The sequence below is a fragment of the Acinetobacter sp. YH12152 genome (assembly GCF_013418285.1).
Classification (GTDB): Bacteria; Pseudomonadota; Gammaproteobacteria; order Pseudomonadales; family Moraxellaceae; genus Acinetobacter; species Acinetobacter amyesii.
The window spans coordinates 1-24,291 of record NZ_VPCH01000044.1; the positions used below are offsets into that span (position 1 = coordinate 1).

General features: G+C 39.2%; 25 protein-coding genes, 1 rRNA gene and 1 riboswitch. Of the genes, 10 read left to right on the forward strand and 16 right to left on the reverse strand.

The window, feature by feature from the left end; genetic code table 11:
• A 5S ribosomal RNA gene (gene rrf / locus FTU83_RS13110) occupies positions 1 to 107 on the forward strand; the annotation flags it as partial.
• A gap of 251 nt (positions 108 to 358) precedes the next feature.
• A complete protein-coding gene (locus FTU83_RS13115; RefSeq protein ID WP_180009496.1) occupies positions 359 to 799 on the forward strand; it encodes a hypothetical protein in 441 nt (146 codons plus the stop codon).
• An 84-nt stretch (positions 800 to 883) separates the two neighbouring features.
• Here the strand turns inward: FTU83_RS13115 and FTU83_RS13120 are convergent, their stop codons facing one another.
• From FTU83_RS13120 to FTU83_RS13145, 6 genes are all read right to left on the reverse strand, one after another.
• Complete coding sequence (locus tag FTU83_RS13120; RefSeq protein WP_180041464.1) at positions 884 to 1,468, reverse strand: lytic transglycosylase domain-containing protein; 585 nt, start codon at positions 1,466 to 1,468, stop codon at positions 884 to 886.
• Positions 1,469 to 1,810: 342 nt separating this feature from the next.
• Entirely contained in the window at positions 1,811 to 2,296 is a 486-nt protein-coding gene (locus tag FTU83_RS13125; RefSeq protein ID WP_180041482.1) for a GNAT family N-acetyltransferase, read from the reverse strand.
• Between the two features lie 88 nt (positions 2,297 to 2,384).
• Entirely contained in the window at positions 2,385 to 3,584 is a 1,200-nt protein-coding gene (locus FTU83_RS13130; RefSeq protein WP_180041465.1) for an acyl-CoA dehydrogenase family protein, read from the reverse strand.
• Positions 3,585 to 3,614: 30 nt separating this feature from the next.
• Positions 3,615 to 4,901: an acyl-CoA dehydrogenase family protein gene (locus tag FTU83_RS13135; protein ID WP_180041483.1), complete on the reverse strand. Its 1,287-nt coding sequence runs from the start codon at positions 4,899 to 4,901 to the stop codon at positions 3,615 to 3,617.
• 241 nt (positions 4,902 to 5,142) lie between these two features.
• Positions 5,143 to 6,516, reverse strand: coding sequence for an AarF/ABC1/UbiB kinase family protein (locus FTU83_RS13140; protein ID WP_180041466.1), 1,374 nt, complete (start codon positions 6,514 to 6,516; stop codon positions 5,143 to 5,145).
• A 158-nt stretch (positions 6,517 to 6,674) separates the two neighbouring features.
• Complete coding sequence (locus FTU83_RS13145; protein ID WP_078191029.1) at positions 6,675 to 6,980, reverse strand: hypothetical protein; 306 nt, start codon at positions 6,978 to 6,980, stop codon at positions 6,675 to 6,677.
• Between the two features lie 309 nt (positions 6,981 to 7,289).
• Between FTU83_RS13145 and prmB the strand changes: the two genes are divergently transcribed.
• The 3 genes from prmB to FTU83_RS13160 all read left to right on the forward strand — a co-directional run bounded on the left by prmB (position 7,290) and on the right by FTU83_RS13160 (position 10,331).
• Positions 7,290 to 8,300 carry a 50S ribosomal protein L3 N(5)-glutamine methyltransferase gene (gene prmB / locus FTU83_RS13150; RefSeq protein WP_180009498.1) on the forward strand — a complete coding sequence of 337 codons (1,011 nt, stop codon included), beginning with the start codon at positions 7,290 to 7,292 and terminating at the stop codon, positions 8,298 to 8,300.
• Positions 8,301 to 8,313: 13 nt separating this feature from the next.
• Complete coding sequence (gene aroC / locus FTU83_RS13155; RefSeq protein WP_180009499.1) at positions 8,314 to 9,408, forward strand: chorismate synthase; 1,095 nt, start codon at positions 8,314 to 8,316, stop codon at positions 9,406 to 9,408.
• A 533-nt stretch (positions 9,409 to 9,941) separates the two neighbouring features.
• The gene (locus tag FTU83_RS13160) at positions 9,942 to 10,331 is read left to right on the forward strand and encodes an N-acetyltransferase (RefSeq protein WP_257222622.1); all 390 of its coding nucleotides are present in this window, start codon (positions 9,942 to 9,944) and stop codon (positions 10,329 to 10,331) included.
• Positions 10,332 to 10,435: 104 nt separating this feature from the next.
• Here the strand turns inward: FTU83_RS13160 and FTU83_RS17480 are convergent, their stop codons facing one another.
• The 3 genes from FTU83_RS17480 to FTU83_RS13170 all read right to left on the reverse strand — a co-directional run bounded on the left by FTU83_RS17480 (position 10,436) and on the right by FTU83_RS13170 (position 11,910).
• Positions 10,436 to 10,699, reverse strand: a complete 264-nt coding sequence (locus FTU83_RS17480) for a hypothetical protein (protein ID WP_257222621.1) — start codon at positions 10,697 to 10,699, stop codon at positions 10,436 to 10,438.
• Positions 10,696 to 10,962, reverse strand: coding sequence for a hypothetical protein (locus FTU83_RS17485; protein ID WP_257222620.1), 267 nt, complete (start codon positions 10,960 to 10,962; stop codon positions 10,696 to 10,698). Before FTU83_RS17485 ends, FTU83_RS17480 begins: the two co-directional genes overlap by 4 nt.
• A gap of 174 nt (positions 10,963 to 11,136) precedes the next feature.
• A complete protein-coding gene (locus FTU83_RS13170; RefSeq protein WP_180106847.1) occupies positions 11,137 to 11,910 on the reverse strand; it encodes a hypothetical protein in 774 nt (257 codons plus the stop codon).
• Positions 11,911 to 12,140: 230 nt separating this feature from the next.
• A riboswitch (glycine riboswitch) is annotated at positions 12,141 to 12,231 on the forward strand.
• Between the two features lie 134 nt (positions 12,232 to 12,365).
• Between FTU83_RS13170 and FTU83_RS13175 the strand changes: the two genes are divergently transcribed.
• Positions 12,366 to 13,607: a D-amino acid dehydrogenase gene (locus FTU83_RS13175; protein WP_180106845.1), complete on the forward strand. Its 1,242-nt coding sequence runs from the start codon at positions 12,366 to 12,368 to the stop codon at positions 13,605 to 13,607.
• Between the two features lie 74 nt (positions 13,608 to 13,681).
• On the opposite strand, the gene FTU83_RS13180 is transcribed toward FTU83_RS13175, so the two are convergent.
• Complete coding sequence (locus FTU83_RS13180) at positions 13,682 to 14,332, reverse strand: hypothetical protein (protein WP_180106843.1); 651 nt, start codon at positions 14,330 to 14,332, stop codon at positions 13,682 to 13,684.
• A 100-nt stretch (positions 14,333 to 14,432) separates the two neighbouring features.
• Here FTU83_RS13180 and ispF point away from each other — a divergent pair, with 100 nt between their 5' ends.
• Positions 14,433 to 14,921 carry a 2-C-methyl-D-erythritol 2,4-cyclodiphosphate synthase gene (gene ispF / locus FTU83_RS13185; RefSeq protein ID WP_168378679.1) on the forward strand — a complete coding sequence of 163 codons (489 nt, stop codon included), beginning with the start codon at positions 14,433 to 14,435 and terminating at the stop codon, positions 14,919 to 14,921.
• Here the strand turns inward: ispF and FTU83_RS13190 are convergent.
• The 3 genes from FTU83_RS13190 to FTU83_RS13200 form a co-directional block, all read right to left on the reverse strand.
• Positions 14,909 to 15,433, reverse strand: coding sequence for a protein tyrosine phosphatase family protein (locus tag FTU83_RS13190; protein WP_078191020.1), 525 nt, complete (start codon positions 15,431 to 15,433; stop codon positions 14,909 to 14,911). The two genes, ispF and FTU83_RS13190, sit on opposite strands and share 13 nt — an antisense overlap.
• A 57-nt stretch (positions 15,434 to 15,490) precedes the next feature.
• On the reverse strand, positions 15,491 to 16,582 hold the full coding sequence (locus tag FTU83_RS13195) for a 3-deoxy-7-phosphoheptulonate synthase (protein WP_143221612.1): 1,092 nt from the start codon (positions 16,580 to 16,582) through the stop codon (positions 15,491 to 15,493).
• A gap of 127 nt (positions 16,583 to 16,709) precedes the next feature.
• Entirely contained in the window at positions 16,710 to 17,606 is an 897-nt protein-coding gene (locus tag FTU83_RS13200; protein ID WP_078193863.1) for a sulfite exporter TauE/SafE family protein, read from the reverse strand.
• 387 nt (positions 17,607 to 17,993) lie between these two features.
• On the opposite strand from FTU83_RS13200, the gene FTU83_RS13205 reads away from it, so the two are divergent.
• The gene (locus FTU83_RS13205; RefSeq protein ID WP_180106841.1) at positions 17,994 to 18,254 is read left to right on the forward strand and encodes a helix-turn-helix domain-containing protein; all 261 of its coding nucleotides are present in this window, start codon (positions 17,994 to 17,996) and stop codon (positions 18,252 to 18,254) included.
• Positions 18,255 to 18,360: 106 nt separating this feature from the next.
• Positions 18,361 to 19,533 carry a lipid-A-disaccharide synthase gene (gene lpxB / locus FTU83_RS13210; protein WP_180106839.1) on the forward strand — a complete coding sequence of 391 codons (1,173 nt, stop codon included), beginning with the start codon at positions 18,361 to 18,363 and terminating at the stop codon, positions 19,531 to 19,533.
• Between the two features lie 325 nt (positions 19,534 to 19,858).
• Here lpxB and FTU83_RS13215 read toward each other — a convergent pair whose 3' ends face one another.
• Positions 19,859 to 20,809, reverse strand: a complete 951-nt coding sequence (locus FTU83_RS13215; protein ID WP_180106837.1) for an AraC family transcriptional regulator — start codon at positions 20,807 to 20,809, stop codon at positions 19,859 to 19,861.
• Positions 20,810 to 20,990: 181 nt separating this feature from the next.
• Between FTU83_RS13215 and FTU83_RS13220 the strand changes: the two genes are divergently transcribed.
• Entirely contained in the window at positions 20,991 to 22,196 is a 1,206-nt protein-coding gene (locus FTU83_RS13220; protein WP_180106835.1) for an alkane 1-monooxygenase, read from the forward strand.
• Between the two features lie 460 nt (positions 22,197 to 22,656).
• Here the strand turns inward: FTU83_RS13220 and FTU83_RS13225 are convergent, their stop codons facing one another.
• Together FTU83_RS13225 and FTU83_RS13230 are read right to left on the reverse strand one after the other, a co-directional pair.
• Positions 22,657 to 23,601 carry a phosphatidate cytidylyltransferase gene (locus tag FTU83_RS13225; protein WP_111884312.1) on the reverse strand — a complete coding sequence of 315 codons (945 nt, stop codon included), beginning with the start codon at positions 23,599 to 23,601 and terminating at the stop codon, positions 22,657 to 22,659.
• The gene (locus FTU83_RS13230; RefSeq protein WP_180041484.1) at positions 23,601 to 24,251 is read right to left on the reverse strand and encodes a 1-acyl-sn-glycerol-3-phosphate acyltransferase; all 651 of its coding nucleotides are present in this window, start codon (positions 24,249 to 24,251) and stop codon (positions 23,601 to 23,603) included. Before FTU83_RS13230 ends, FTU83_RS13225 begins: the two co-directional genes overlap by 1 nt.
• Positions 24,252 to 24,291 lie beyond the last annotated feature (40 nt).

Genomic DNA, 24,291 nt, shown 5'->3' on the forward strand with positions numbered 1-24,291 from the left:
CAATAGCAAGAGTGAACCACCTGATCCCTTCCCGAACTCAGAAGTGAAACCTCTTAGCGCTGATGGTAGTGTGGGGTTACCCATGTGAGAGTAAGTCATCGCCAGCTCATTATTCGAAACACCCCCTTCAATGCGAAGGGGGTGTTTTTTTATGTGTGGTGAAAAAAGGGAAAAAAATAATAAGAAAAGCAGAAGAAAAAACAGGGAAATGATAGATATTTAAAAAGAATAAGGCCGATCAACAATAAACTCGTCTAGAACTCTTTTATATCATTTAAAATGTTTTGCTAATGAAAATGTGTAATAAATCAATATAATAAAATCGTTTGTCTCTTTAATAATATATAGGGTATTTAAGATGTTTTTAAAAAAATTATTAGCTACAGTTTTATTTGCATTTGTTTCTTTCAATACTACAGCCGGTGTGTATCAGGGTAAACTAAGTGAATGTTTGGTAAATAAAATTTCAGCAAAAGAGAGTCAGAACTTAACAGCTTGGATTTATTTGGCATTTTCAGCACATCCAGAAATTTCTAAATATAGTAAAGTAACGCCAGTTGAGATACAAAAAATTGATAAAAATATGGCTATTCTATTTCAAGATTTATTTACTAAACGTTGTAATGCTGAAATCAAAGCTGTTACAGAAAATGAAGGAACAAATGCTCTAGGTAAAGCATTTGAACTATTGGGAAATCGTGCAGCTGAAAATCTGATGAAAAATCCAATTGTTGAAAAACGTATTGCATCATTTGCGCAATATTTTGATGAAGATAAAATGCGTCAATCTATGAAATAATTGAAGAGATTAGACCTAACAAAATTTATCCTCTTAAGCTTAGTTAGGTCTATATGGTTAAATAAAAGATTAAATTTTTAGAAATTATAAGGAACTTTTTAAATTATTTTGATGTTGCTTCACTTGTTTTGCATAACGTTTGCCTTGTTTTTTCATTTTTCGATTGGTGTTATAAGCGGTAGGTCCGACATTATAGTAGGCTAAAGCTTTTGGCATGCTGCCAGCGGCATTTTTATATTTAGTTAAAATAAATGACCCACAATTAATATTGGTTAATTCGTCATATAAATCCCCAGGGCATGTTGCTTGCCAATAACGTGGCATCACCTGAGTTAAACCGACTGCACCTGCAGGAGAACTGACATAAGGGCGGAAAGTTGATTCTTGGCGAATAACGGCAGCCAGTAGTAAAGGATCTAAGTTGTATTGATCGGCAGTTTGCACAATGTAGGGTGACACTCGATTTGCAGTTTCAGGATTGACTGAATAGGCCTTTTGGATCCCTGATGAAAGTTTAACTGCACGTTTTTCTACAGAGCCACCACCTAGTGATGAACATCCAGAAATCAGGGTTACAGATATAATAACAGTTGAAAACTTTAAGCTGTGAGCGCTTAGGAGCGACGAAAGACGAGTTGAAAGGCAAGTTTTATTCAGTACATTCTGCATTTATGTTCACTTTAAAATAATCGTGGCTAAGTGTAATTTCTAAAGCGATAGTATGAACTGGAGACTTAGAGGTCAATATTTTCTTAAGATGCTCTGTACAGTGAAATTGTAAGAATTGATGGAAATGTACTCAAATTACATAATTATTTAAGTGAAGAGAGAAAAACAGATAGCATTACTTGTGTCAGTATTTCTCTCTTGACATGGTACTTATTAAGATTGTGGGGATATTCAAATCCCGAGAACTTTAGTTATAAAAAACTAGAATATCCACTCATGAAATATCCCTATTTGAAAAAGCTATAACTTTTTTCAGAGGTATGAATGGAATCTAAGTATAAATTAAAGTGTTTTAAGCATCCAAATTTCGCATGCTTGGCTATGACCTGTATTGCCCTTGGGAGCTTGTAAATGTTGAAATCCTACTTTTTCATAGAGTTTTACCGCTTGTCCAAGTGTATGTGTAGTTTCTAAATAACACGCTTTAAAATTATGATCTTTGGCGAATTGAAAACAAAGTTCTAAAATATCTTTGGCTAAGCCATGACCACGTAATTCAGGCATAAAATACATTTTTTGGATTTCTAAAATGCTTGAATCTCCAGCTAAAGGAGAAAGGCCGCCACCACCTAAAATTGTACCGTGTGGATTTTCAATAACCCAATATTGTGCATTTGCTTGCGCATAAACTTGATATAAATCATCTAAAATTGGATCTGCAACGGCAAATCCTGATTCAGGTGCTAATCCAAATTCTTTGGAAACTGTGCGAATGACATTGGCAATGCTTGCATTATCTTCAATTTGAAGTGGTCGGATTTGAAACATAATCATCGAAAAACAAAAAGATGGATTGTTTATAGACTGATCCTATAAAAAAATCCATCTCTAAGTTTAAAATTACTCAAGCAAAAAATTATTTTAATTCGCTTGAACTTTTACCCAGTTCACGACGTGCAACGATTAATTGTTGAATTTGCTGTGTGCCTTCAAATATATCGAGGATTTTTGAATCACGTGCCCATTTTTCCAATAATTCATCTTCGTTATAACCGACAGCCGCTGCGAGCTCTACACACTTTAACGTGATTTCATTACCTACACGGCCTGCTTTTGCTTTAGCGATGGATGCTTCACGTGAGTTAGGTTTTTTGTTGTCGGCCATCCATGCGGCTTTGAGCATGAGTAGACGTCCTGCTTCCCAGTCTGCTTCCATACGGTAGATTTGTGCAGCAATATTCGAGCTTTGTAAGATCGGTGTTGAATACTGCTCATCTAGTTCATCTTTAAAGATTTCTTTAATTCGCTCTAAAGATGCCTTTGCACAGCCTATAGCCATCGCAGCAACGAGTGGGCGAGTATTATCAAAAGTTTCCATAACCCCAGCAAAACCCTTTGCTACATCAATTTCAGCATTGCCTAATAAGTTTGCAGCAGGGACACGACAATCTACAAAACTAATGGCAGCAGTATCAGAAGCTTTAATACCCAATTTATGTTCTAGGCGTTCTACAGTCATTCCTGGTGTACCTTTTTCAACAACAAAGGATTTAATCGCGGCTCGACCTAATTTTTTATCTAGTGTTGCCCAAACCACCACTGAATCAGCACGTTCGCCCGAGGTGACAAAGATTTTTTCACCATTGAGGATGTATTCATCGCCATCTTTCGTCGCTGTTGTCCGAATTGCTGCTGAATCAGAGCCGCAATTCGGTTCCGTAATAGCCATAGCGGCCCAAGTTCCTTTTAAGCGCTCTAGTTGTTCATCATTGGCTACTGCTGCAATAGCCGAGTTTCCAAGCCCTTGGCGAGGCATGCTGAGCAACAGGCCTGTATCTCCATAGCACATCTCGATGATACTGAGGGCTGTCGACATATTGACACCGTTTTTATTTCCCGTGTCTGTGTCGCCACGTTTATTGACGGCGGCACCTGCATTCATGCCATCACCGCCATCATTCATACCGTCAACGAGGGAAGATAACATATCTAATTCTTTAGGATAGGCATGTTCGGCTTTGTCATATTTACGTGAAATAGGACGTAGAACATTTAAAGCAACTTCATGGGCTTGGTCGATCAGCAATTTAAATTTTTTCGGATTTTGTAAGTTCATGGACATTTCCTTGTTTTTTATTTTGCTGAATTAAGCATGTAAGCCAGATTGAAGAATCGCTGTGGCACGTAAGTCTCGATACCAACGTTCTACAGGATGTTCTTTGGTAAAGCCATGACCACCTAATATTTGCACGCCATCAGTCCCAATTTTCATCGATTTTTCAGCACATAGCACGCGAGCTAAATAGGCTTCACGATGAAAGGGCTTGCCAGCTTCGGCTAGATTTGCTGCGTTTAGGATGAGCATATGCATGGCATCAATTTCGATTGCCATATCTGCAATCATAAATGCCACACTTTGACGGTGCGAAATTGGCTCCCCAAAAGCTGTACGTTCGTTTGCATATTGAATGCAATATTTCTTGACTGCAGTTGCGGTACCAACAGCCATGGCACACCACATTAAATTGCCAAGATCGATAAATGAGGTGTAATTGAAATCTTGATCTCCTAAGCGTTGGGCAGGGGTCTGATCAAATTTTAAAGTTACCGTTTCAGTGGCTTTCAAACCCATAGCAGGTGTTTTTTTTGCGCTAATGCTCTGGTCGCGTTGCACAATAAAAACTTCAGGCTGTCCATTGAGCATGGCACTCACTAACAGCACATCTGCCTGTTCACCTAAAAGGACTAAGGTTTTCTCCCCACTGATTTTATACTGCTGGCCATCAGCAATCGCCTGCGTTTTAAGTTGATAGGGATTAAATGCCGCCGTTGCCTCTTGAACTGCAAAGCTTGCACGGAGGGTTGAATCATCTGCAAATGTCGCTAAATAGGTTGCTTGAACAGATTCTGAACCCCATTGGGTGATGGCATTGATACAGCTAAATGTCGACAGTAAACCTGCTGTTAAACTAAAGTCACCTTCAGCCAATTGTTCCGCAATTAAGATATTGCTAATGATGTTTTTTTCTGCTGCAACGCCACCCAAATCTTCAGGTAAGGCATAATAATTTAGACCTAGATCTTGGATATGTTGCGATAACGCTTCAGGAAATTTTTCCTCTTGATCGGCTTGATGAGCAAGTGGATACAAAACTTCTGTGGCAAACTGCTGCATCGCATCAGCAGTCATTTGCTGTTCTTCAGTCAGGTTTAAATCAAATAATGATTTTTGTTGATTTGGCAAACGTTGCTTATGCACACCTTTGTTGGTCTGAAATGCTTTTTGTGTCTGGCTCAGGGTTTTAAAACCAGCTTTTGAGCTTTGATACAAAGATTTTTCAACAAATTTGCGCAGTTTAAACTGATCGAGTACATCACTTCCGGCAATTTTTGTTAAAAGTGAGAGTCCAAATCCTTGTGCCTTGTTTACCATATTGGTCATTGTTGTTTTCCATTTGCGTTGTTCTTATTTAATGCTGACATGCCAAAGATAGAAAAACCATGTCATAAATGACATGCATGATTGTCAAAGATAAACGGCGAGATTAGGTGGGATTCGATAGCTAAATAATTAATTAAGAATAGAAAAGTAAAAAGGCTTAAAAGTATTGTTATTTTAAAATTGACTTGGCTGACATTTGAGTCAGCCAAGTTTTAAGGTCTGTATTGAATGATTATTGATATTTTTGAATCATACGACGAACATTGGTTTTTGCTTCAATGACGGTCATAAAGGTATATGCACCGATAAATTTACGGCTAATAAACATAAACTCTTTAGGTGGAACTGAGAAATAGCGAGATGCCATCGATTTTGACGCTTGTTGCATCACACGGCTATGTAATTGGCTTTTTTTCCAGTCATAGCGTTGTTGTTCGTCCATAACACCAGCAGGGATGTTTGGGTTATTTTCAGTGCTACTAAATGCCTCTGTCGCTAACAAAAAGACTTTAGCCATATCAGGTTTAATACTTTGTGGAATACCATCAAAGAACTCATAACCTGTCATCGCTTTGACCATTTGCTCAGAGCTGTGATGGTAACCCGCGGTAATCAAATTACGCGCAACGCCTAATAGATGCTCATCAAACTGACGGATCGCACCAAAGTCGAGGAGTACGATTTTATCTGGTACATCCGCACCATTGCCCAAACGCACCAAATAGTTTCCGAAGTTAGGGTCGGTTTGCATTTCACCCCATTCAAAAATTTCGCGTACGGCAATTTCAAGTGATGCTTCACCTAAGGCGTTACGGCGCTCTTGAGGAAGTGACAGCATTACTGGGCTGTTAATCGGTACACCACGTTCAAAAGTCATACACAGTACTTGAGGTGTTGAATAACTTTCAATGATTTGCGGCACGATATAGCGTGGGTCTTCTTTTAAGCGTGCTGCAAAACGGCGAGTGGTATCTGCTTCAATTTTATAATTTACTTCACGATGCATCATTTCACGAACTTCATCAAACCACTGATCAAATTCACGGGTTTGAGGAACCATTCGTGTCAGTTTGAGCATGTTTTTGAATAGATTCATATCCGAATCGATGGCATCTGCCACACCTGGATACTGGATTTTTAATACCAGTTCTAAACCATCAGATTTACGTTTTGCACGATGAACTTGTGCCAAAGATGCTGTACCAAGCGGCTCATGATCAATCACGAGATCATCAAGTTTTGAGCCAAGTTGATTTTGTAATTGGACTTTGATGGCTGGCCATGCCAATGCGACTGTTTGATTGTTAAGGGTATTGAGGGCTTGGGTGATTTCTTCAGGTAGAAAATGTTCACCATACAACGCCATCATTTGCCCAATTTTTACAATTGAACCTTTTAATTTACCAATTTCTGCGACGAGATATTCAGCCTGATCTTTCATGGCTTTTTTACGCTTTTTCTCTTTTTCTTCTTCACTCGAAAAAATAGAAGTGGCGTTTGATGCTGCCCAACGAGTTCCCGCAAGTAGCGATGCCTTTGCGATAGATAAGCGTCGATCCATAGAAGACGTTTTCAAGTGTTTGAGCTTATCGTTCTGATCTGACATGTAAATTAAATCCTTTAATCAGCAATTCGCAGAAAAATACATTGTAGCTAATTTTAACGTTTCTTAACGTATTAAAATAGTTCAACTTACTGAATATGCAGTAAGCATTTGCAAACTTAAGCAAGATGCCACGTAGACAGGCACATTGGAAAAGAAAACTATAAACGATATTTGATTTTTACCGTATCGTTTTGCATCAATGCGGCTTTATGTTCTTCAATATGTTGATGAATAAGATGTTGGACAGATTCGTCTTTAAATCCGGCAGCATAACCTTTGACAATAATAATGCTCGGTAAGCTAAAAAATAGGGTACGTGCGTTTTCTAGACTCGCATCAGGGAAAACTTGATGTTCGATCAGCAGTTGCTGAAAAAATGCCTTTTCAGTTTGCACGTTTAAAGACTGAGTGTCTTCCCAATAGCTTTGACGCATAGCCATGAGGTTATTGTGCTTATAGCTCATTGGAGCTCCGCATTTAAAATTTAACTGTTTGTATGGGGATGATTTTAAGAAAATAAAGCTTAGGATCAAGTACAAATTGCTAAACAATTGAGCTTGAATTGGTTTTTATTCGTAATTTTCATCTAATTAGATTTTATAGAATGCTGAAAGGCATAAAGTACACATTTCATTTCAGCGAATGTATCAGACCTCATATATACGGTTATGAAATGCTTTCAAGCGGTGAATAATGCCGTATTTTTATTATAAATAGCATTAAAACAAGGTATCATAGGGCGTTTAAAAAATTATGAATTGGAGACGCCTTAAGTGGATCGACCGACTATTAGCCCTGAACATTTACAGGAAGCAGCTGAAAACCTATCAACAATTCGTGATTATATCCGCTTTGGGGTAACAGCTTTACGTCAATATGATGCCCACTTAGGACAAGGTACAGAAGACTATTTTGCTGAAAGCTCAGCATTGGTTTTACAAACGTTATCTCTAGATTGGAATGCAGATGCGGAAATCTTAGATGCGAAATTATTGCCAAGTGAAGTTGCAGAATTTTTAGCATTGTTAGAACGTCGTATTAATGAAAAAGTTCCGACGTCTTATTTACTAAACTTGTCATATTTCTTTGGTAAGCCATTTTATGTCGATGAACGTGTACTGATTCCACGTTCTCCAATTGCAGAGTTAATTGAAAACCGTTTTGCGCCATATTGCTTAGGTGAAAATGGCGAAATGGGTGCTGCGGTTAATAATCTACCTGAAAATGCCAGTCCAAAAACTCCTCAGCGCATTTTAGATATGTGTACGGGTTCAGGTTGTATCGCGATTGCTTTAGCTTATGCATTCCCAGATGCTGAAGTTGATGCAACAGATTTATCTAAAGATGCACTTGAAGTGGCGCAAATTAACTGTGAACACCACAATAAACAATATCAAGTGGCTTTACTTGAGTCTGATTTATTCGCCAAAATTCCAGCAGAAAATCAATATGATTTAATCGTGTCGAATCCACCGTATGTGGATGCTGAAGACATGGCAGATTTACCAGAAGAATTCCACCATGAACCTGAAATGGCGCTTGCTGCGGGTCAAGATGGTTTGGATCTTGTACGTAAAATGTTGGCACAAGCTGCAGATTACCTGACTGAAGATGGCTTAATTGTGATCGAAGTGGGTAACTCAGAATGGGCAATGCGTCAAAACTTCAATACCGTTGATTTTTATTGGTTACAGTTCCAAAAAGGCGGTACAGGTATCTTTGCATTGACTGCTGCTCAATGCCGCGAATACCGAGATTTATTCATTCAATCTGTTCAAGCATAAGGAGTCGTTTGACATGGCAGGTAATAGTATAGGGCAACTCTTCCGTGTAACGACTTGTGGTGAATCTCATGGCGTTGGTCTGATGGCCATTGTAGATGGGGTTCCACCGGGTATTGAACTGACTGAAGCCGATTTGCAAAAGGATTTGGATCGTCGTAAGCCGGGCACATCTAAGTTTGCGACTCAGCGTAAAGAACCCGATGAAGTTGAAATTATTTCAGGCGTATTTGAAGGCAAAACAACCGGTACATCGATTGGTCTATTGATCCGTAACACAGATCAAAAATCAAAAGATTATGGCAACATTGCGCAAACCTTCCGTCCGGGTCATGCAGACTATACGTATACACATAAGTATGGTTTCCGTGATTATCGTGGTGGTGGCCGTTCGAGTGCTCGTGAAACTGCGATGCGTGTTGCTGCAGGTGCGATTGCTAAAAAATACTTGTTTGAGAAATTCGGCATCGAAATTCGTGGTCATGTAACGCAAATTGGTACCGAAAAAGCACAGAAATTGGACTGGAATGAAGTTCCGAATAACCCATTTTTCTGTGGTGATGCAGATGCCGTCCCACGTTTTGAAGCTCTAGTAACGTCACTTCGTGAACAAGGAACGAGCTGTGGCGCTAAACTGGAAATTATTGCGACACAAGTGCCAGTTGGCTGGGGCGAGCCTGTATTTGATCGTTTAGATGCAGATATTGCACATGCTATGATGTCCATCAACGCTGTAAAAGGTGTTGAAATTGGTGATGGCTTTGGTGTTGCCGAGCAGTTTGGTCATGAAACCCGTGATGAGTTAACTACGGATGGTTTCTTGGCAAACCATGCTGGCGGCATTTTGGGTGGTATTTCGAGTGGTCAGGACATTCGTGTTGCGATCGCCTTGAAACCAACAGCTTCCATTACTACGCCGGGTAAAACCATTACGATTAATCGTGAAGATACAGATGTGTTGACCAAAGGTCGCCATGATCCTTGTGTCGGTGTTCGTGCGACACCAATTGCAGAGGCGATGTTGGCAATTGTGCTTATGGATCACTTCATGCGTAACCGCGCACAAAATGCGGATGTAGTCGCACCATTTGCCCCAATTGAACCCAAGTGAGGAAACAAAGCGCTGCTTTGTTCCGAACGCGGTTGGTGAGTAGCGTTAGCGAGTCACAGTAGATAAATAACAAAGCGTTGCTTTGTTCCGAACGCGGTTAGTGAATAGCGTTAGCGAGTCACAGTGGATAAATAACAAAGCGTTGCTTTGTTCCGAACGCGGTTAGTGAATAGCTTTATCAAGTCACAGTGTATAAATAACAAAGCGTTGCTTTGTTCCGAACGCGGTTGGTGAGTAGCGTTAGCGAGTCACAGTGGATAAATAACAAAGCGCTGCTTTGTTCCGATGCGGTTGGTGAATAGCTTTAGCAAGTCACACTGATGAGCAAATTGCATAAAAAAACCAGACAATTGTCTGGTTTTTTTATTTCAGTAAAATAGACCCATGAAAATAAATAGCTAAAAATATGAATATACGAAAAGCTTTACTTGACGATATTCAGTAGCTTGAAAGCTTAATGAATATAGCCTATCGGGAAAATCATCCCAAGAGTTGGACCACGGAACATCATATTGTTCGAGGAAATCGAATAAATGTATCTCAACTCAGTCAAATCTTACAAAAAAAAGGATTTTCATCTATATGTGATGGAGTCAGAAAATACACAGATCAAGGGGTGTATTGGTATTCAAATGCAGGGGATGAGCTGTGAAATTGGTCATTTTGCAATTCATCCAAATGAGCAAGCTCAGGGCTTAGGAAAAAAATTATTGCAATTTGCAGAACAGCAAGCGATGTTGATTGAACCCAATGTTGAAGAATTTGTCATGTATGTGATTGATCAGCGTTTAGAATTAATAAAATATTATCAACGACGTGGCTATAAGCTAACAGATGAAAATCAAGCTTATCCACTTCATTTAGAGGTGGGTCAACCGATTTGTGAACTGACAATTAAACAATTAATTAAACGAATAAAATAAAGATCATGTGATGTATTTGATCAATTTATAAAGCGAGATGAATAAAAAATCCCAAAAGAAAACATACACTAACTTTTGGGATTTTTATTTTAGACTATTTGAGCTTAAGAATAAGCACGTAAAAATAGTCGATAGGCATCTGAAGATTTTTGGTTTTTTAACATATAGTGTGCGATTTCACCTTGGTTGGTATTCATTATCACAGCAATATTTTTTGCGTCCCGAAATTGTTTAAGCACAGTATCTGGGATCATCACGGTATTAGAAGAATCAATCACATTTGAATTATCTAAGCGACGATAATTTGTTTGACCAATTGCAGGATAAGACAAAACTTTGCCGTCTATCACAAAAGATATTTCACTCATATCAAGCTGCTGTTGATCATAAGAATGCAGTGAAAGTGCATACTCACCTTTGTTTTTTGCCAATCAATTGCAAGTTCAGGACATTTTTGCCCAGCTTCACATAGTAACTGACCTCGAGTAATGGTTCGTTGGATCACTTTGCTGTTTTCAACGGTATTCACACCATTTAGCTTCAAGGTTCTTGTTTCAGGATTATTTTTAGGTACGGTAATACAACCTGTGAGTAGTAGGAATGTAAATCCTAGAACTAAATAATTTTTCATGCGTATTTCCATGTTAGCGTTATTTTTATGAGCAATATTTATTTTGGCGCATATTCACACAGGAAAACAAAAAAGTAAAATACATCACACTTTTCTAGTTTTGTTCGAGCACTGCTTTGATATAAGTGGTCGATATTTTAATAAAAAATATTATTAAGTGATGTAAATCTTATTTCATTGAAATTTAGATAACTTAAGCAAGATCTGTGATTTTGCGCTATCAATCTGCTCGGGATTGGTTTGTCGAGACAATTGAACACGTGGTTTTTCACCTAAAAAATATTTGATCCGTTCAGCATTTGCACCTGATGGATGGGGAAGTCCTGCTAGAATTTGTTGATCATTTAAATAGCCTAAGCTACATACATAATTTAAAACCTCATCTACGCCTTTGCCTAGCGGGATATAAATTGCGTTCGGAAGCTGTTGAACCAAAGGAATAAAATAATCATCAATATGTTGTTTTAATAATTCATTTTTTAGCATTGCGGGTGTTGAACCTGCATAATTTTTTCCATTGACCAAAATGCATTGCTGTAAAACCGAGCACATTTGCACTATATCTTGATGATTGCTAAATAGCTCAGCAGTGGTCTGTATGCCTAATTGATTGTGTAATCCAATATGATCTAGCAGTTGAGTTAAATTTTTACGAATAGGGCCACTAAAAGCACCACTATTCTTGGCAAGTTTAAGAATGTTTTCCTCAGATAATTGCTGTTCTAAGCTGTCCTTCGCTGCGATTAATGCATTACGCCATTGTTGTTGGCCTGGGCAGATGCCGACGATGACCACTTTTGCATCATGATTTATGGCCTCGAATGGTGCATAAAAGCTTTGAATAGTTCCCAGAGTTTTAAGACGGAGTAAATCACTTTGAGTTAATTCTTCAATAGAATGTGTTTTGATCACAGATGCAAAGCAAGAGAAAAGTGCTGAATTGGACATAAAACTTCAATCTTTCTAGATATAAAATTCATTCAATATTTTAACCCTTTATTTTAAAGATGAAGTATTTAGGTGTAGAAAAAATTGAGTCGAAATACTTAGCCTAACAACTTAAATCGATATAAAAATAATATTTAACAATATTGACCCAAATAGGACTTGAGATTTGGTACAAATATTGCTCATATCTAACTAAGGCAATACCAAGATGAATGCCGAATAAAAACGAATGGATGATTGCAGGAGAGAAGCACAGATCGTGCTCGCCGAAGGAGCAAGTTCCCCCAGGAAACTCTCAGGCAAAAGGACTGTAATCATATAAAAGATCTGGAGAGAAGTAGGCTAGACCTACTCACCGAAGGGGAAGGTTCACATTGCTTCGCAAGGAACCAAAGCTCTCAGGTACCAATGACAGATGGGGCGAACATAGGAAATATAATTTCCAAGGAGCCTATATGTGTCATATAGTTGTGATTGGTGCAGGTATTACTGGGGTAACGACAGCTTACGAACTCGGATTACTCGGTTATCGTGTCACTGTGGTCGATAAACATCTTTATCCTGCGATGGAAACGTCGTTTGCCAATGGTGGACAATTATCTGCGTGTAATGCTGAAGTCTGGAACCAAAAGGCAACGGTGGTGAAAGGCATCAAATGGATGTCACAAAAAACCGCGCCATTATTATTAAATCCAAGTTTTAATCTACACAAATATTCATGGCTCTTTGAGTTTATGGGACATATTAAAGATTATCGTGAAAATACTCACGAGACTGTACGTCTCGCATTGATGGCACGTCAGCGTTTATTTGAAATAGCTGAGCATGAAAACTTACAGTTTGATTTAGAAAAACGCGGCATTTTACATTTCTTTCATAATCAACATGATTATGAGGTGGCGACTCAAGTTAATAATATGCTCTGTGAAGGTGGTTTAGAGCGTCATCCTGTGACATTAGCTGAAATCCGTGATATTGAGCCTAGTCTGACAGGTGAATACTATGGTGGATTTTATTGCCCAGGGGACGCCACGGGCGACATCCATAAATTTACGACGCAGCTTGCCAAAGCAACAGAACGCTTTGATGTGAAATATATGTGGGGCTTTGAGGTGACTGACTTTGAACATCATGCAAAAGGTGTCAATGTTCAGTTAAAAGCCAGTGATGAAAATATGGAACATCCTGATGCAAATACCTTACTTGAGGCAGATGCTGTGGTGGTCTGTGGTGGTGTAGGCAGTTATGAACTTGCGCATAAACTCGGTGACCGTGTAAATGTCTATCCAGTCAAAGGATATTCAATTACCATAAACTTAAATGATGAACAAAGTCAGACCAATGCGCCTTGGGTAAGTCTGTTGGATGAAAGTGCCAAAATTGTGACTTCACGCTTAGGTGCAAATCGACTCCGTGTTGCAGGCACGGCAGAGTTTAATGGCTATAACCGAGACATTCGTGCAGATCGCATTCAGCCCTTAATTGATTGGTCGAATCGTAACTTTAATCTATCAACAGAACATGTGGTGCCATGGGCGGGTTTACGACCAATGATGCCCAATATGATGCCTGTAGTACATGCAGGTAAGCGAGATCATATTTTCTATAATACAGGGCATGGTCACCTTGGATGGACCTTATCTGCGGCAACAGCTGCGATGATTAGCCAGCAAGTGCGGCAAACACATCCAATTTAATAGACATATTGTAGACATCAAAAAAGCCTCAATGTTGAGGCTTTTTGATGTTTCTAAGTCATTCGAATTTGATCTTAATCATATAAACGATAAATCCCTGCAAAACGTTCACAGCCTTTTTGTTCGGTTTTTACTGACAGTAAGGCTTTACTGTAATTGAACTGATATTTGCAGTCGTGTTCATTATCGGTGATTTGATTTTTTTGTTCGGGTGTTGTGTAAGCTAAAAATGGGATGGTTTGTGTTTCGACTCGATTGTTCGGATTACGATAGGCAATGCCTTCAATTTTGATGCTGTCTTTGCCTAGTTGATGTACCTTTAAATGTACAGGTGATGTCGCAAAATGACCATTTTCAAATTTCAGATAATGCTGCGTTAAACTTTGGTTCATCGAGGTGTAGATATTCAAATCTTCATGGCGAAGCTCAAATTGTTGTTTAAAACACTCCAAGTTTTTGCATTGCTGAACTCGGCTATACCATAATTTTTGCGTATCTATCAGTAAGCGTATTGGGGCATCGGTAATCAACTGCGCTGTTAAAAAAAGCCCATCTAGCTTTTCACGTTGTTCTTCAAAACCGTTAGAACAGTAATTTTTTTTTGCCTGAGTATTGGCATGATCACAGTCTATATTTTCTGCATGCGTAAACGTCGCTAGGCCAGAACCTATTAGCAGAACCAGTCCGAATTTTTTGATGATATTTATTTCAGTTTTCAACAGCATGATCGCTTATACTTTCACTATGTTGCGCTTGCCCACACTATAGCGAAATAGAAAGCGTGAATACAAGATTTCAATCATTATTTTCTCAAGGAACTCAAGCATGATAGCTCAAATTCGTATCGGTCAGGGCATGGATGTGCATGCATTTGAAGAAGGTGACTTTGTAACGCTTGCTGGTGTTCAAATTCCACATACACATGGACTCAAAGCACATTCAGATGGTGATGTGGTACTGCACGCGCTTTGTGATGCATTATTAGGTGCTTTGGCACTTGGAGATATAGGTCAGCATTTTCCAGATACAGATCCAAAATTTAAAGGTGCCGATAGTCGAGTACTTTTAAAACACGTCTACCAACTGATTTTAGATCGTGGATATGTACTTAATAATGCTGATATTACCGTGGCTTGTGAGCGCCCTAAACTAGCAAAACATAATTTAGAAATGCGTCAAAGTATCGCAGATGTTATGGATGTTGAAGTTACACAAATTAGCATCAAAGCGACCACCACCGAAAAATTAGGGTTTACTGGTCGCCAAGAAGGTATTCTTTCTACTGCAACAGTACTGATTTCTCACGCAAAATGATCTGGATGGATCAGCGCATGTTGTAAATCTTGAGTTGCTTTACGGCCTTGAAGTTGTAAGGCAACCGCATGGATTAAACCTGTCCATGTTTCATTGGGTTCCCAAATTTGATGCATCAAATCTTGAGCCTTTGGCATATCAACATCCATATAGTATTGACGATATAAATACATCAAACTGCTGACACGGAAGTTTTTTGCACAGTGCAGCCAAACCGTTTGACCTTGAACCAAATGGTCAATCATATCGAGTACTAAAAGGCATTGATCATCTGAAGGGGTATCCCAAGAGATTGGAACTTGGATGTAGTTCAGGCCTAGATCTAGGCAAATGCGGTCTTCATGCTCGATATGATTGGATGCATCGGTCAAGGCTAAATTGATAACTGTTGAAACACCATATTCTTTGATCGTTTGAAGCTCAGAAGGAGATGGTTGACCGGACGTTAATAAGTGTTCATGTATATATTGGAAGTTTTCAATGTGACTTAACGCATTTTCGATTTCATTCATCTGACAAATAATCCTTCAAAGTAAAACGCCATCTCGAAGATGGCGTTTTTCATTCACTTAGCGTGTCGGTAACACGTCTTTAAGTGCTTCATGCATCTCTAACAAGACTTTTTCAGTCGTATCCCAATCGATACAGCCATCAGTCACTGATTTACCATATTCGAGGTCACATAGGTTGGCAGGAATATCCTGACGACCACCTTTTAAGTGACTTTCTACCATAATACCCACGATTGACTTGTTTCCGTCAAGGATTTGTTCAGTAATATTTTTCAGAACAAGGGGTTGTAGGTACGGGTCTTTGTTTGAGTTTGCATGACTGGTATCAATCATGATTTTGCCACTAACTTTTGCTTTGGCTAATGCCGCCTCTGCATCTGCAACAGAACCTGCGTCGTAGTTTGGTTTACCGTTACCGCCACGGAGTACAACGTGTGCATAAGGGTTACCACTGGTACGAATAACAGAAACTTGACCTTGGTCGCTTAAGCCCAAGAAGCTATGACCATGTTTAACAGATTGCATGGCATTGGTCGCAACGGTTAAACCGCCATCTGTACCATTTTTAAAGCCCACAGGTGAAGACAGGCCAGAAGACATTTCACGATGTGTTTGGCTTTCAGTGGTGCGCGCACCAATTGCTGACCAAGAGATAAGATCTTGGTAGTACTGTGGTGAGTTTGGATCGAGCGCTTCAGTTGCACAAGGCAAACCTTTTTCATTCAATTCAAGTAAAAGTTTACGACCAATACGTAAGCCTTTTTCGATGTTGAAAGAATCGTTCATGTCAGGGTCATTAATTAGACCTTTCCAACCAACAGTGGTACGTGGTTTTTCAAAATACACACGCATCACGACATAGATCGTATCTTGGATTTTGTCGCTTAAAACTTTTAAACGGTCAGCATAATCATGTGCAGCGACTGTGTCGTGAATTGAACATGGGCCAATGACAACAAAAAGACGTTTGTCATTTCCATCTAAAATATTACGTACAGTTTCACGGCCCTTAAGGACTGTTTGATAGGCAGTTTCAGTCAGAGGTAGCTCTTTTTTTAGTTCTGCAGGAGTAACAAGAGGCTGAATGCTTTTTACATTCACGTCATCAATGTCGTTTTGGGTAATAGAATTTGACTGTAAAGTATTCATTGCCGTCACTGGTTTGATTATACAAAAGGTTGTTTCGTGAGCCGAATATAACATGAATATAGCATTCAAATGTTATAAAAAAGATCAATAAGTCTCTGAAAAAAAAGTGATGAATCGGGCAGTTAATTTAAACCTGCTGACTATTCACCGTCGGTGCGATCAACATTGCAGTTGTTGGTTTTTCAACAGGTTTTGATTTTACTGGATTAATGATGAAATTCATGCCTAAAACAAACAAGGTAATGCCTAAGACTTTACGAATGACTTTTTCAGGTAAACGTGAGCTGATTAAAGTTCCGACCACAATTGCAGGAATAGAACCCACCAATAACCAACCCAATAAATGAAAATCGACATTACCTGAGCTCATATGACCCAAGCCAGCAACCAGTGTAAGAAGCACGGCATGTACGACGTCTGAACCAATAATTCGAATCATTGGTAAATTAGGGAACATGAGTACCAATGCCATAATACCGAAAGCACCTGCACCAACAGACGATAGGGTAACGAATACGCCTAAAATAATGCCCATGATGATGATATATGCACGCTTATTTTTAGCTTGGAAATTGATACGTTCAAGATCCGCACTCATATCATCCAACTGATCAGTTTTTCGAAATTTATTAAAGAATTTTTCGATATGACCACGGAAAATAATTGAGATCCCAGTAATCGTCAGCATAAAACCCAAAAACATGGTTAACACGGTTTTGTAATGTGTCGATTGGCTTAAATAGTTTTCAAGTACCCAATGGGTCGCAAATGACGCAGGGATACTGCCGACTGCAAGCCAAATGACAATGGTCCAAACGATATTCATTTTACGGGCATGGACTAAAGAACCACAAAATTTTGAAATTGCGGCATACAGTAGATCTGTACCGATCGCAATGTGGGGTTCAATTTTATATAGGCTAATCAGGATCGGGGTCATCAATGAACCACCACCAACACCGGTAATACCTACGCAGAAACCTACAATTACACCTGCCAGAATGAACTCTAAAGGACCGACCATCGCTGAATGCCAAATATCAAAAAACGTGCATATCTTATGATTAATTGATATAAGTCGTTGTCTCGATTAGTGATTTGCTTGTGAAAAAAATAGATAAAGAATGTCTTTAATTTTGAAATAAATGAATTTTATCTAAACTAAGTTATTGATTATGGTTTTCTCAAGTAGTTAATAGTTCAAATGGAGATTATGCTGCAGTGAAATCATATATTTTGAATATAAGGCTTTGAATATCTGAAGTGGATATCCAATACCTAAATGCACTGTAGGTTTTCAATTCTAAACTTTTGATTTGATATTTATCGATATAAGCAACAGTGTATATAAATTCCACTGCTGCTAAGTCTCATACGCCTTAAAAAGATAAGGTTTCGCCATTATTCGAATATGGGTAGAAGGACACTAACTAGACATTTTAAACATGCGACAGGGCTACCAATTGTCACTTGGTTAAATAATGAAAGACTGCGATATGCGGCTGAATTGCTTGAAGTGACAGATTATTCGATTGATAAAATTGCGGAAAGTGCAGGTTTTAATACAGCAGTGCTATTTCGTAAATTGTTTAAGAATAAATACGGCACAAATCCGAACCATTGGCGGAAAAATTTTAATCAGCAGCTAAGTAACAGTGATGAATATTCTTAAAATGGTGAATTAAAACCGTGCAGCTTTTTTCAGGAAATCTATTAACTTTGCGAAGGACTCGTATAGAATCTATAGCTAAAGAACATTGAGTTAAAAGGACAGACTTTTGCAAAATCGGAAACTTAAAATTGGCATCGTGGTTGGGGAAGTATCCGGGGATACATTAGGCGCCAAGCTTATCCGCAGTTTTCGAGAGCAAGGGATTGATGCGGAATTTGAAGGCATCGGCGGTCCGCAAATGATTGCAGAAGGTTTTAATAGCTATTATCCGATGGATATTTTATCGGTAATGGGGATTGTTGAGGTCTTAAAAGATATTAAAAAACTCTTTGCTATACGCGATGGTCTGGTTGAAAAATGGACTGAAAACCCTGTCGATGTTTTTGTGGGGATTGATGCACCGGATTTTAATTTACGTTTATCTAAGAGCTTGAAGCAAAAACAGCTACCAATTAAAACAGTGCAATATGTTAGCCCTTCAGTGTGGGCGTGGCGCCAAGGCCGTGTGCATGGCATCAAGGCGAGTATCGATTTAGTCCTTTGTTTATTTCCTTTCGAAAAAGCGTTTTTCCAAAAATGGCAAGTTCCCGCTGCATTTGTCGGACACCCATTGGCAAGTCAGTTGCCTTTAGATAATCCACTCGTTGCGGCTAAACACGAGTTAGGCTTAGATGAGCATCAAAAACACATTGCATTACTTCCGGGCAGCCGTCGCGGTGAAATTGAGCGCTTAGGGCCTTTGGTACTATCTGCCGCACAGATTTTGACGGAGCAGCATCCAGACTATGTGTTCCTGATTCCTGCAATTAATGATGCACGTAAACAGCAAATCGAATTGTTGCTCAAGCAGTATCCTGAAGCATTACAAGCCAAAGTTCGCTTGATGGAAAACACCGATACCGAATCTAAAATTGGCCGTCAGGTGATGAACGCATCGAATATTGTCGCTTTAGCATCAGGAACGGCAACCTTAGAAGCGATGCTTTTACATCGTCCAATGGTGACTTTTTATAAGTTAAATTGGCTGACCTATCATGTGGTGAAATTGCTGATCAAAATTCCGTATTATTCATTGCCAAATATTATTGCGGGCAAAAAGGTGATTCAGGAACTCATCCAACATGATGCAACGCCTGAAAAATTAGCAGCAGAAATTGAAAGCTTGATGGATGTTGAAAAATCGCAAATTCAAGTGATGCAGCACATCACCATGCATAAACAACTGCTTTCAGGCAACAGTGAAAATCCTGTGGAAGCGATTTTAAAGCTTTTAAATTAAATAAAAGTATGATACACGGTAACGTCATCCGCAACTGTTCGACGCAGGACTACTTCTAATCAAAAAAGTTTTTGCGATACTTTGAGTAATTTGACGCTATTGAACGAGTTTTGTCGGTGAGGTGCATTGCACCGTAAGATGGTTTCCTTGCGAGGCTTCGCTTCTCATTTTGCCGAATGAGAAACAACGTTTCGTAAGAGTACCTCCAGCCGAAGGCTAATCCCTTTATTCAATCCCTAGATGTAAGACTCCGTCGAATAAAATTAAAAATCATTTTAAAAATGCAAAATTACTTTTATGTGCGTAACGTCAGTTAAATAAACCTCTAAGGTGACTCAGCTTTTGAGAGCTGATGCTGCTGTCGATACTGGCTCGGTGTGAGATCATAAAACTTTTTAAAAGTTTGGCTAAATGCCGTTTCAGATGAGTAACCGATACGATGGGCAATTTGCTGAATAGTCAGTTGCCCCATTTGTAAGTGCTGTGTCGCCAGTCGCAAACGATGTTGCTGCAAATAGGCGAGTGGTGATTCACCAAGCATTTGAGTGAATAAACTGGCAAATTTAGAACGTGACATGCAACATTGTTCTGCCAAGCTTTCGACAGTCCAAGCATGCTGTGGTTGTTCATGAATCGCTGCCAAAGCGTTGGATAATTCAGGATGACTTAAGGCATGCAACCAACTGCTTGAATCTGACAAGGCTGCAATATAATCACGCACACATTCGATAAATAAAATACTCACCAAATGATCCAAAATTTTGTCACGGCCTGGACGTATCTGATGCGCTTCAACGGCCAGAAAATGTAAGCCAATTTGCAACCATTCCGGTGCGGTACTGCTTATGATATGTGGTGTATGTAACAGCGTGGGGAGTGCATTCACTAAAGGCTTTGCCATAATACTGTCGACATGTCCACGGATCGCTAGTACAAATAATTCTTCTGCTTCATGAGATTCGGTAGAATTTAATTCAATGGTTTTATTTCGTTGCTCTTGAAACAGTGGCGTGATGTTTATTGATTCGACCAAGACATCAGACTGTATAGATTTGCAGTAATGATTTTGCCCTGAGGGAATAAGGCAAAGATCGCCAGCTTCAAGTAAGACCTGCTCTTGATCTATATGCACAACACACTGACCTTGAATCACCACATACGCAACCATGGCATTGTTATCTTGAAAATGAAAAGCCCAAGGATGCTTTGATCTCAAATAAATATATTCAGATCGGTGGAGATGGATATCATCAAAAATTTTACTTAAAGCATCCATATTTCAAATATTTACTCATATTAATTTTGTATTTATAGATGGTCACTATGTGTTTAAAGGTCAACATTTATCCTTAAATGCCAAAGACGATCGCATAGTTTTTTTGGACGCTTAAAACTGTTCTGGCTGCCCATATTTTACGAATATAAACACAGAAGAAGTAATTAGGGAAGTCTAGCGCATGAATGCACCAGTAAAATTAAATGAACAGCAGCTCGCTCAGTTAGAAAGCAAAATCGGTAGTGTTTTAGATAAAAAACGTTATGGTTGGCTATTGAGTCCAGGTTTACCAGTCATTGGTATGGGGATCTTGGCGGGTTATCATTTTGGTCCAAAATCGACAAAAAAACTATTTGCCATGGGTGGGCCGCTTCTACTGCATGTCATTATTCCTGCACTGGATGCATTGATCGGTGATGATGCCAATAACCCGACAGATGATGACATCAAAGTTTTAGTGAATGATCCCTATTATGATCGGATCGTCAAATTATTTATTCCACTGCAAATGGCAGCGAATGCTTTTGCAGGCTATGTTGTTACCCGTAAAGATGTTTCATTATTAGATCAAGTTCTACTTGGGGTTTCGATGGGTGCCATCAATGGCGTCGGTGTAAATACAGCACATGAACTCTGCCATCGACCACAAAAAAAAGACCATTATTGGGCACATGCGACGCTCGCACCTTTGGGTTATAGCCATTTCCGTATAGAACATCCATATGGACACCATAAACGTGCGGCAACGCCTGAAGATCCTGCTTCTTCAAAAATGGGCGAAACCTTTTATGAGTTTTGGCCACGCACTGTATTTGGTGGAATAAAATCGGCGGTGCAGATTGAAAAACAACGCTTAAAACGAAAAGGTTTAAGTTTCTTTTCGAAGGACAATGAGCTGTTTCATGGTTGGGCGATGAGTGCAGGTTTTCATGCATCGATGCTGAAAATGTTTGGTAAAGGCGTGACACCGTATTTAGTTACACAGGCCTTTTATGGAATCAGCCTTTTTGAAATTATTAATTATATTGAACATTATGGCCTGAAGCGTGAGCAAAAAACAGATGGAAGCTATGCGCGCACCATGCCTGAACATAGTTGGAATAACAATAATATTGTGACCAATCTATTTTTGTATCAATTACAGCGACATTCAGACCATCATGCTTATCCAACTCGCCCTTTTCAGGCTTTAAGACATTTTGACGAAGCGCCAGAGTTGCCTAGCGGCTATGCCACTATGCTAATTCCTGCTTTAGTACCCTCTATTTGGTTTAAGATGATGGATAAACGTGTCTATGATCACTATCAAGGTGATTTAACTAAAGCCAATATTCATCCTAAACGTCGTGCAAGTATTTTTAAAAAGTTTGCAATTTCAGACGTTTAAATCGAATACCTGATAAGAAGAATCCCAAGCTTGTTTACTTGGGATTTTTTATTGTGCGTATTATTAACCGATGCTACGCAGTAATATCAGAAGCGCACGTTGATTCAAATAAAAGAACGATACACGGTAACGTCATCCGCAATTGTTTGAGACAAGACTTATTGTAATCAAAAATGTTTCTGCGATTCTTTGAATAATTTGACGCTAGTGAACGAGTTTTGTCGGTGAGGTGCATTGCACCGCAAGATGGTTTCCTTTCGAAGCTTCGCTTCTCACTTTGCCGAATGAGAAACAACGTTTCGTAAGAGTATCTCCAGCCGAAGGCTAATACCTTTATTCAATCCTTAGATGTAAGACACTGTCGCATAGACTTAAAAATCATTTTTAAAATGTGAAATTAATTCTACGTGCGTAACACCATTTAAGATCCCAAATTTTCTGTTTAAAACTTAGTCATTTCTTAAGACCACCAATAGCGCAAAATGTGGAAAAAAATCGGTGCAGAAAAGCAGATGGAATCAATTCGGTCGAGCATGCCACCATGGCCTTGGATGAGCTGTCCCCAATCTTTTACACCACGATCGCGTTTAATGGCTGACATGACAAGTCCACCAAAGAAACCAAATATACAAACAATAAAACCAATACATGCAGCCTGTAGATAGCTAAAGGGTGTAAGCCATGACATAGCTACGCCTAGTGTAGTGGCTAAAGCAATGCCTCCGATTAAACCTTCAACGGTCTTAGATGGTGAAAGTATCGGTGCGACTTTGTGTTTTCCAAATAGCTTGCCACAGACATATTGCAAAACATCGGAGGCTTGTACCACCATGATCAGCCAGATCGCTAGCCAAATTTTTTCACCTTCAAATCCGGGAAGTTTGAGGTTTAATAGCGCAGGTACATGCGAAATACAGAATACGCTGATCATCAGTCCCCATTGAATTTTTGAGCTACGCTCCAAAAATCGCGTGGTATCTTCAGCTTTGAGTGTAGCGATAGGGATAAGAAGAAACACATACAGCGGAATAAAAATAGAATATAGCCCGTACCAGTCGATATACACCAAGTAATACTGGTAAGGGATGACAAAATAAAAAGCGATCAGCAAAGGAAGATAATCACCGCGACGGGTTGGGAGCAAGCTGATAAATTCACGTAAAGCAAAGAGTGAAATCAACGCAAACAGGATCACAAAGGCAATTTTGCCTAATGAAATTGCTACACCAAGTACCAACAACATGACCCACCATGCATTGATCCGCGCATTTAAATTGTCGATGACCGGTGCAGGTGCATAACCCGCTTTAAATTTTAGTATTGAGCCAATGGTTGAGGCAATAATCAAAATAATCGCAAAGATACCAAACAATACATAAGTCATTTGCGCATTGGTGAATTCCATTATTGATACTCCAATGCTTTTAATTTGAGTAGTTCTTCTTGAGCGTAGTTTAAAAACGCGGATTTACTCTGTTCATTATGAACTTCTAAAGGCTTACCAAAAATAACGGTAGATAATAATGGCAATGGTATTAGCGCACCTTTAGGCATGACACGTTTTAAATTTGAGATCCACACCGGTACAATTTCAACATCAGGAAATTGATTTTTGAGATGGAATAAACCGCTTTTAAACTCTAATAATTCAACGTCATCATTTAAATTCCGAGTGCCTTCAGGAAAGAAAATAATCGAGTCACCTTGTGCTAATACGGTTTTGATCGGTTCTAATGGATCTTGATTTTGCTCTCGATTTCGCTGAATAGTGACGCCAGTAAACGTATCTTGAATGAGAAAACGTCGAAAGCCATCTTTTAGCCAATAATCCGAAGCCGCTACAGGACGCGTATTCCGTCTGAGATCTGTCGGTAGTGATGACCAAAGCAAAATAAAGTCGATATGGCTATTATGATTTGCATAATAAATTCGCTGCTTCATTACAGGTTTACACCCGACCCATAGACTCCGCGCGCCCGTGAGCAGCCGCGCACCACGACGAGTGAGAAAGGCAATATAGCGAGCAATTGAACGGCTTAAAAAATTACCTTTCATTGGTGAGTGAGCATTCCTTGAAGTGTCTAATGGAGTTGGC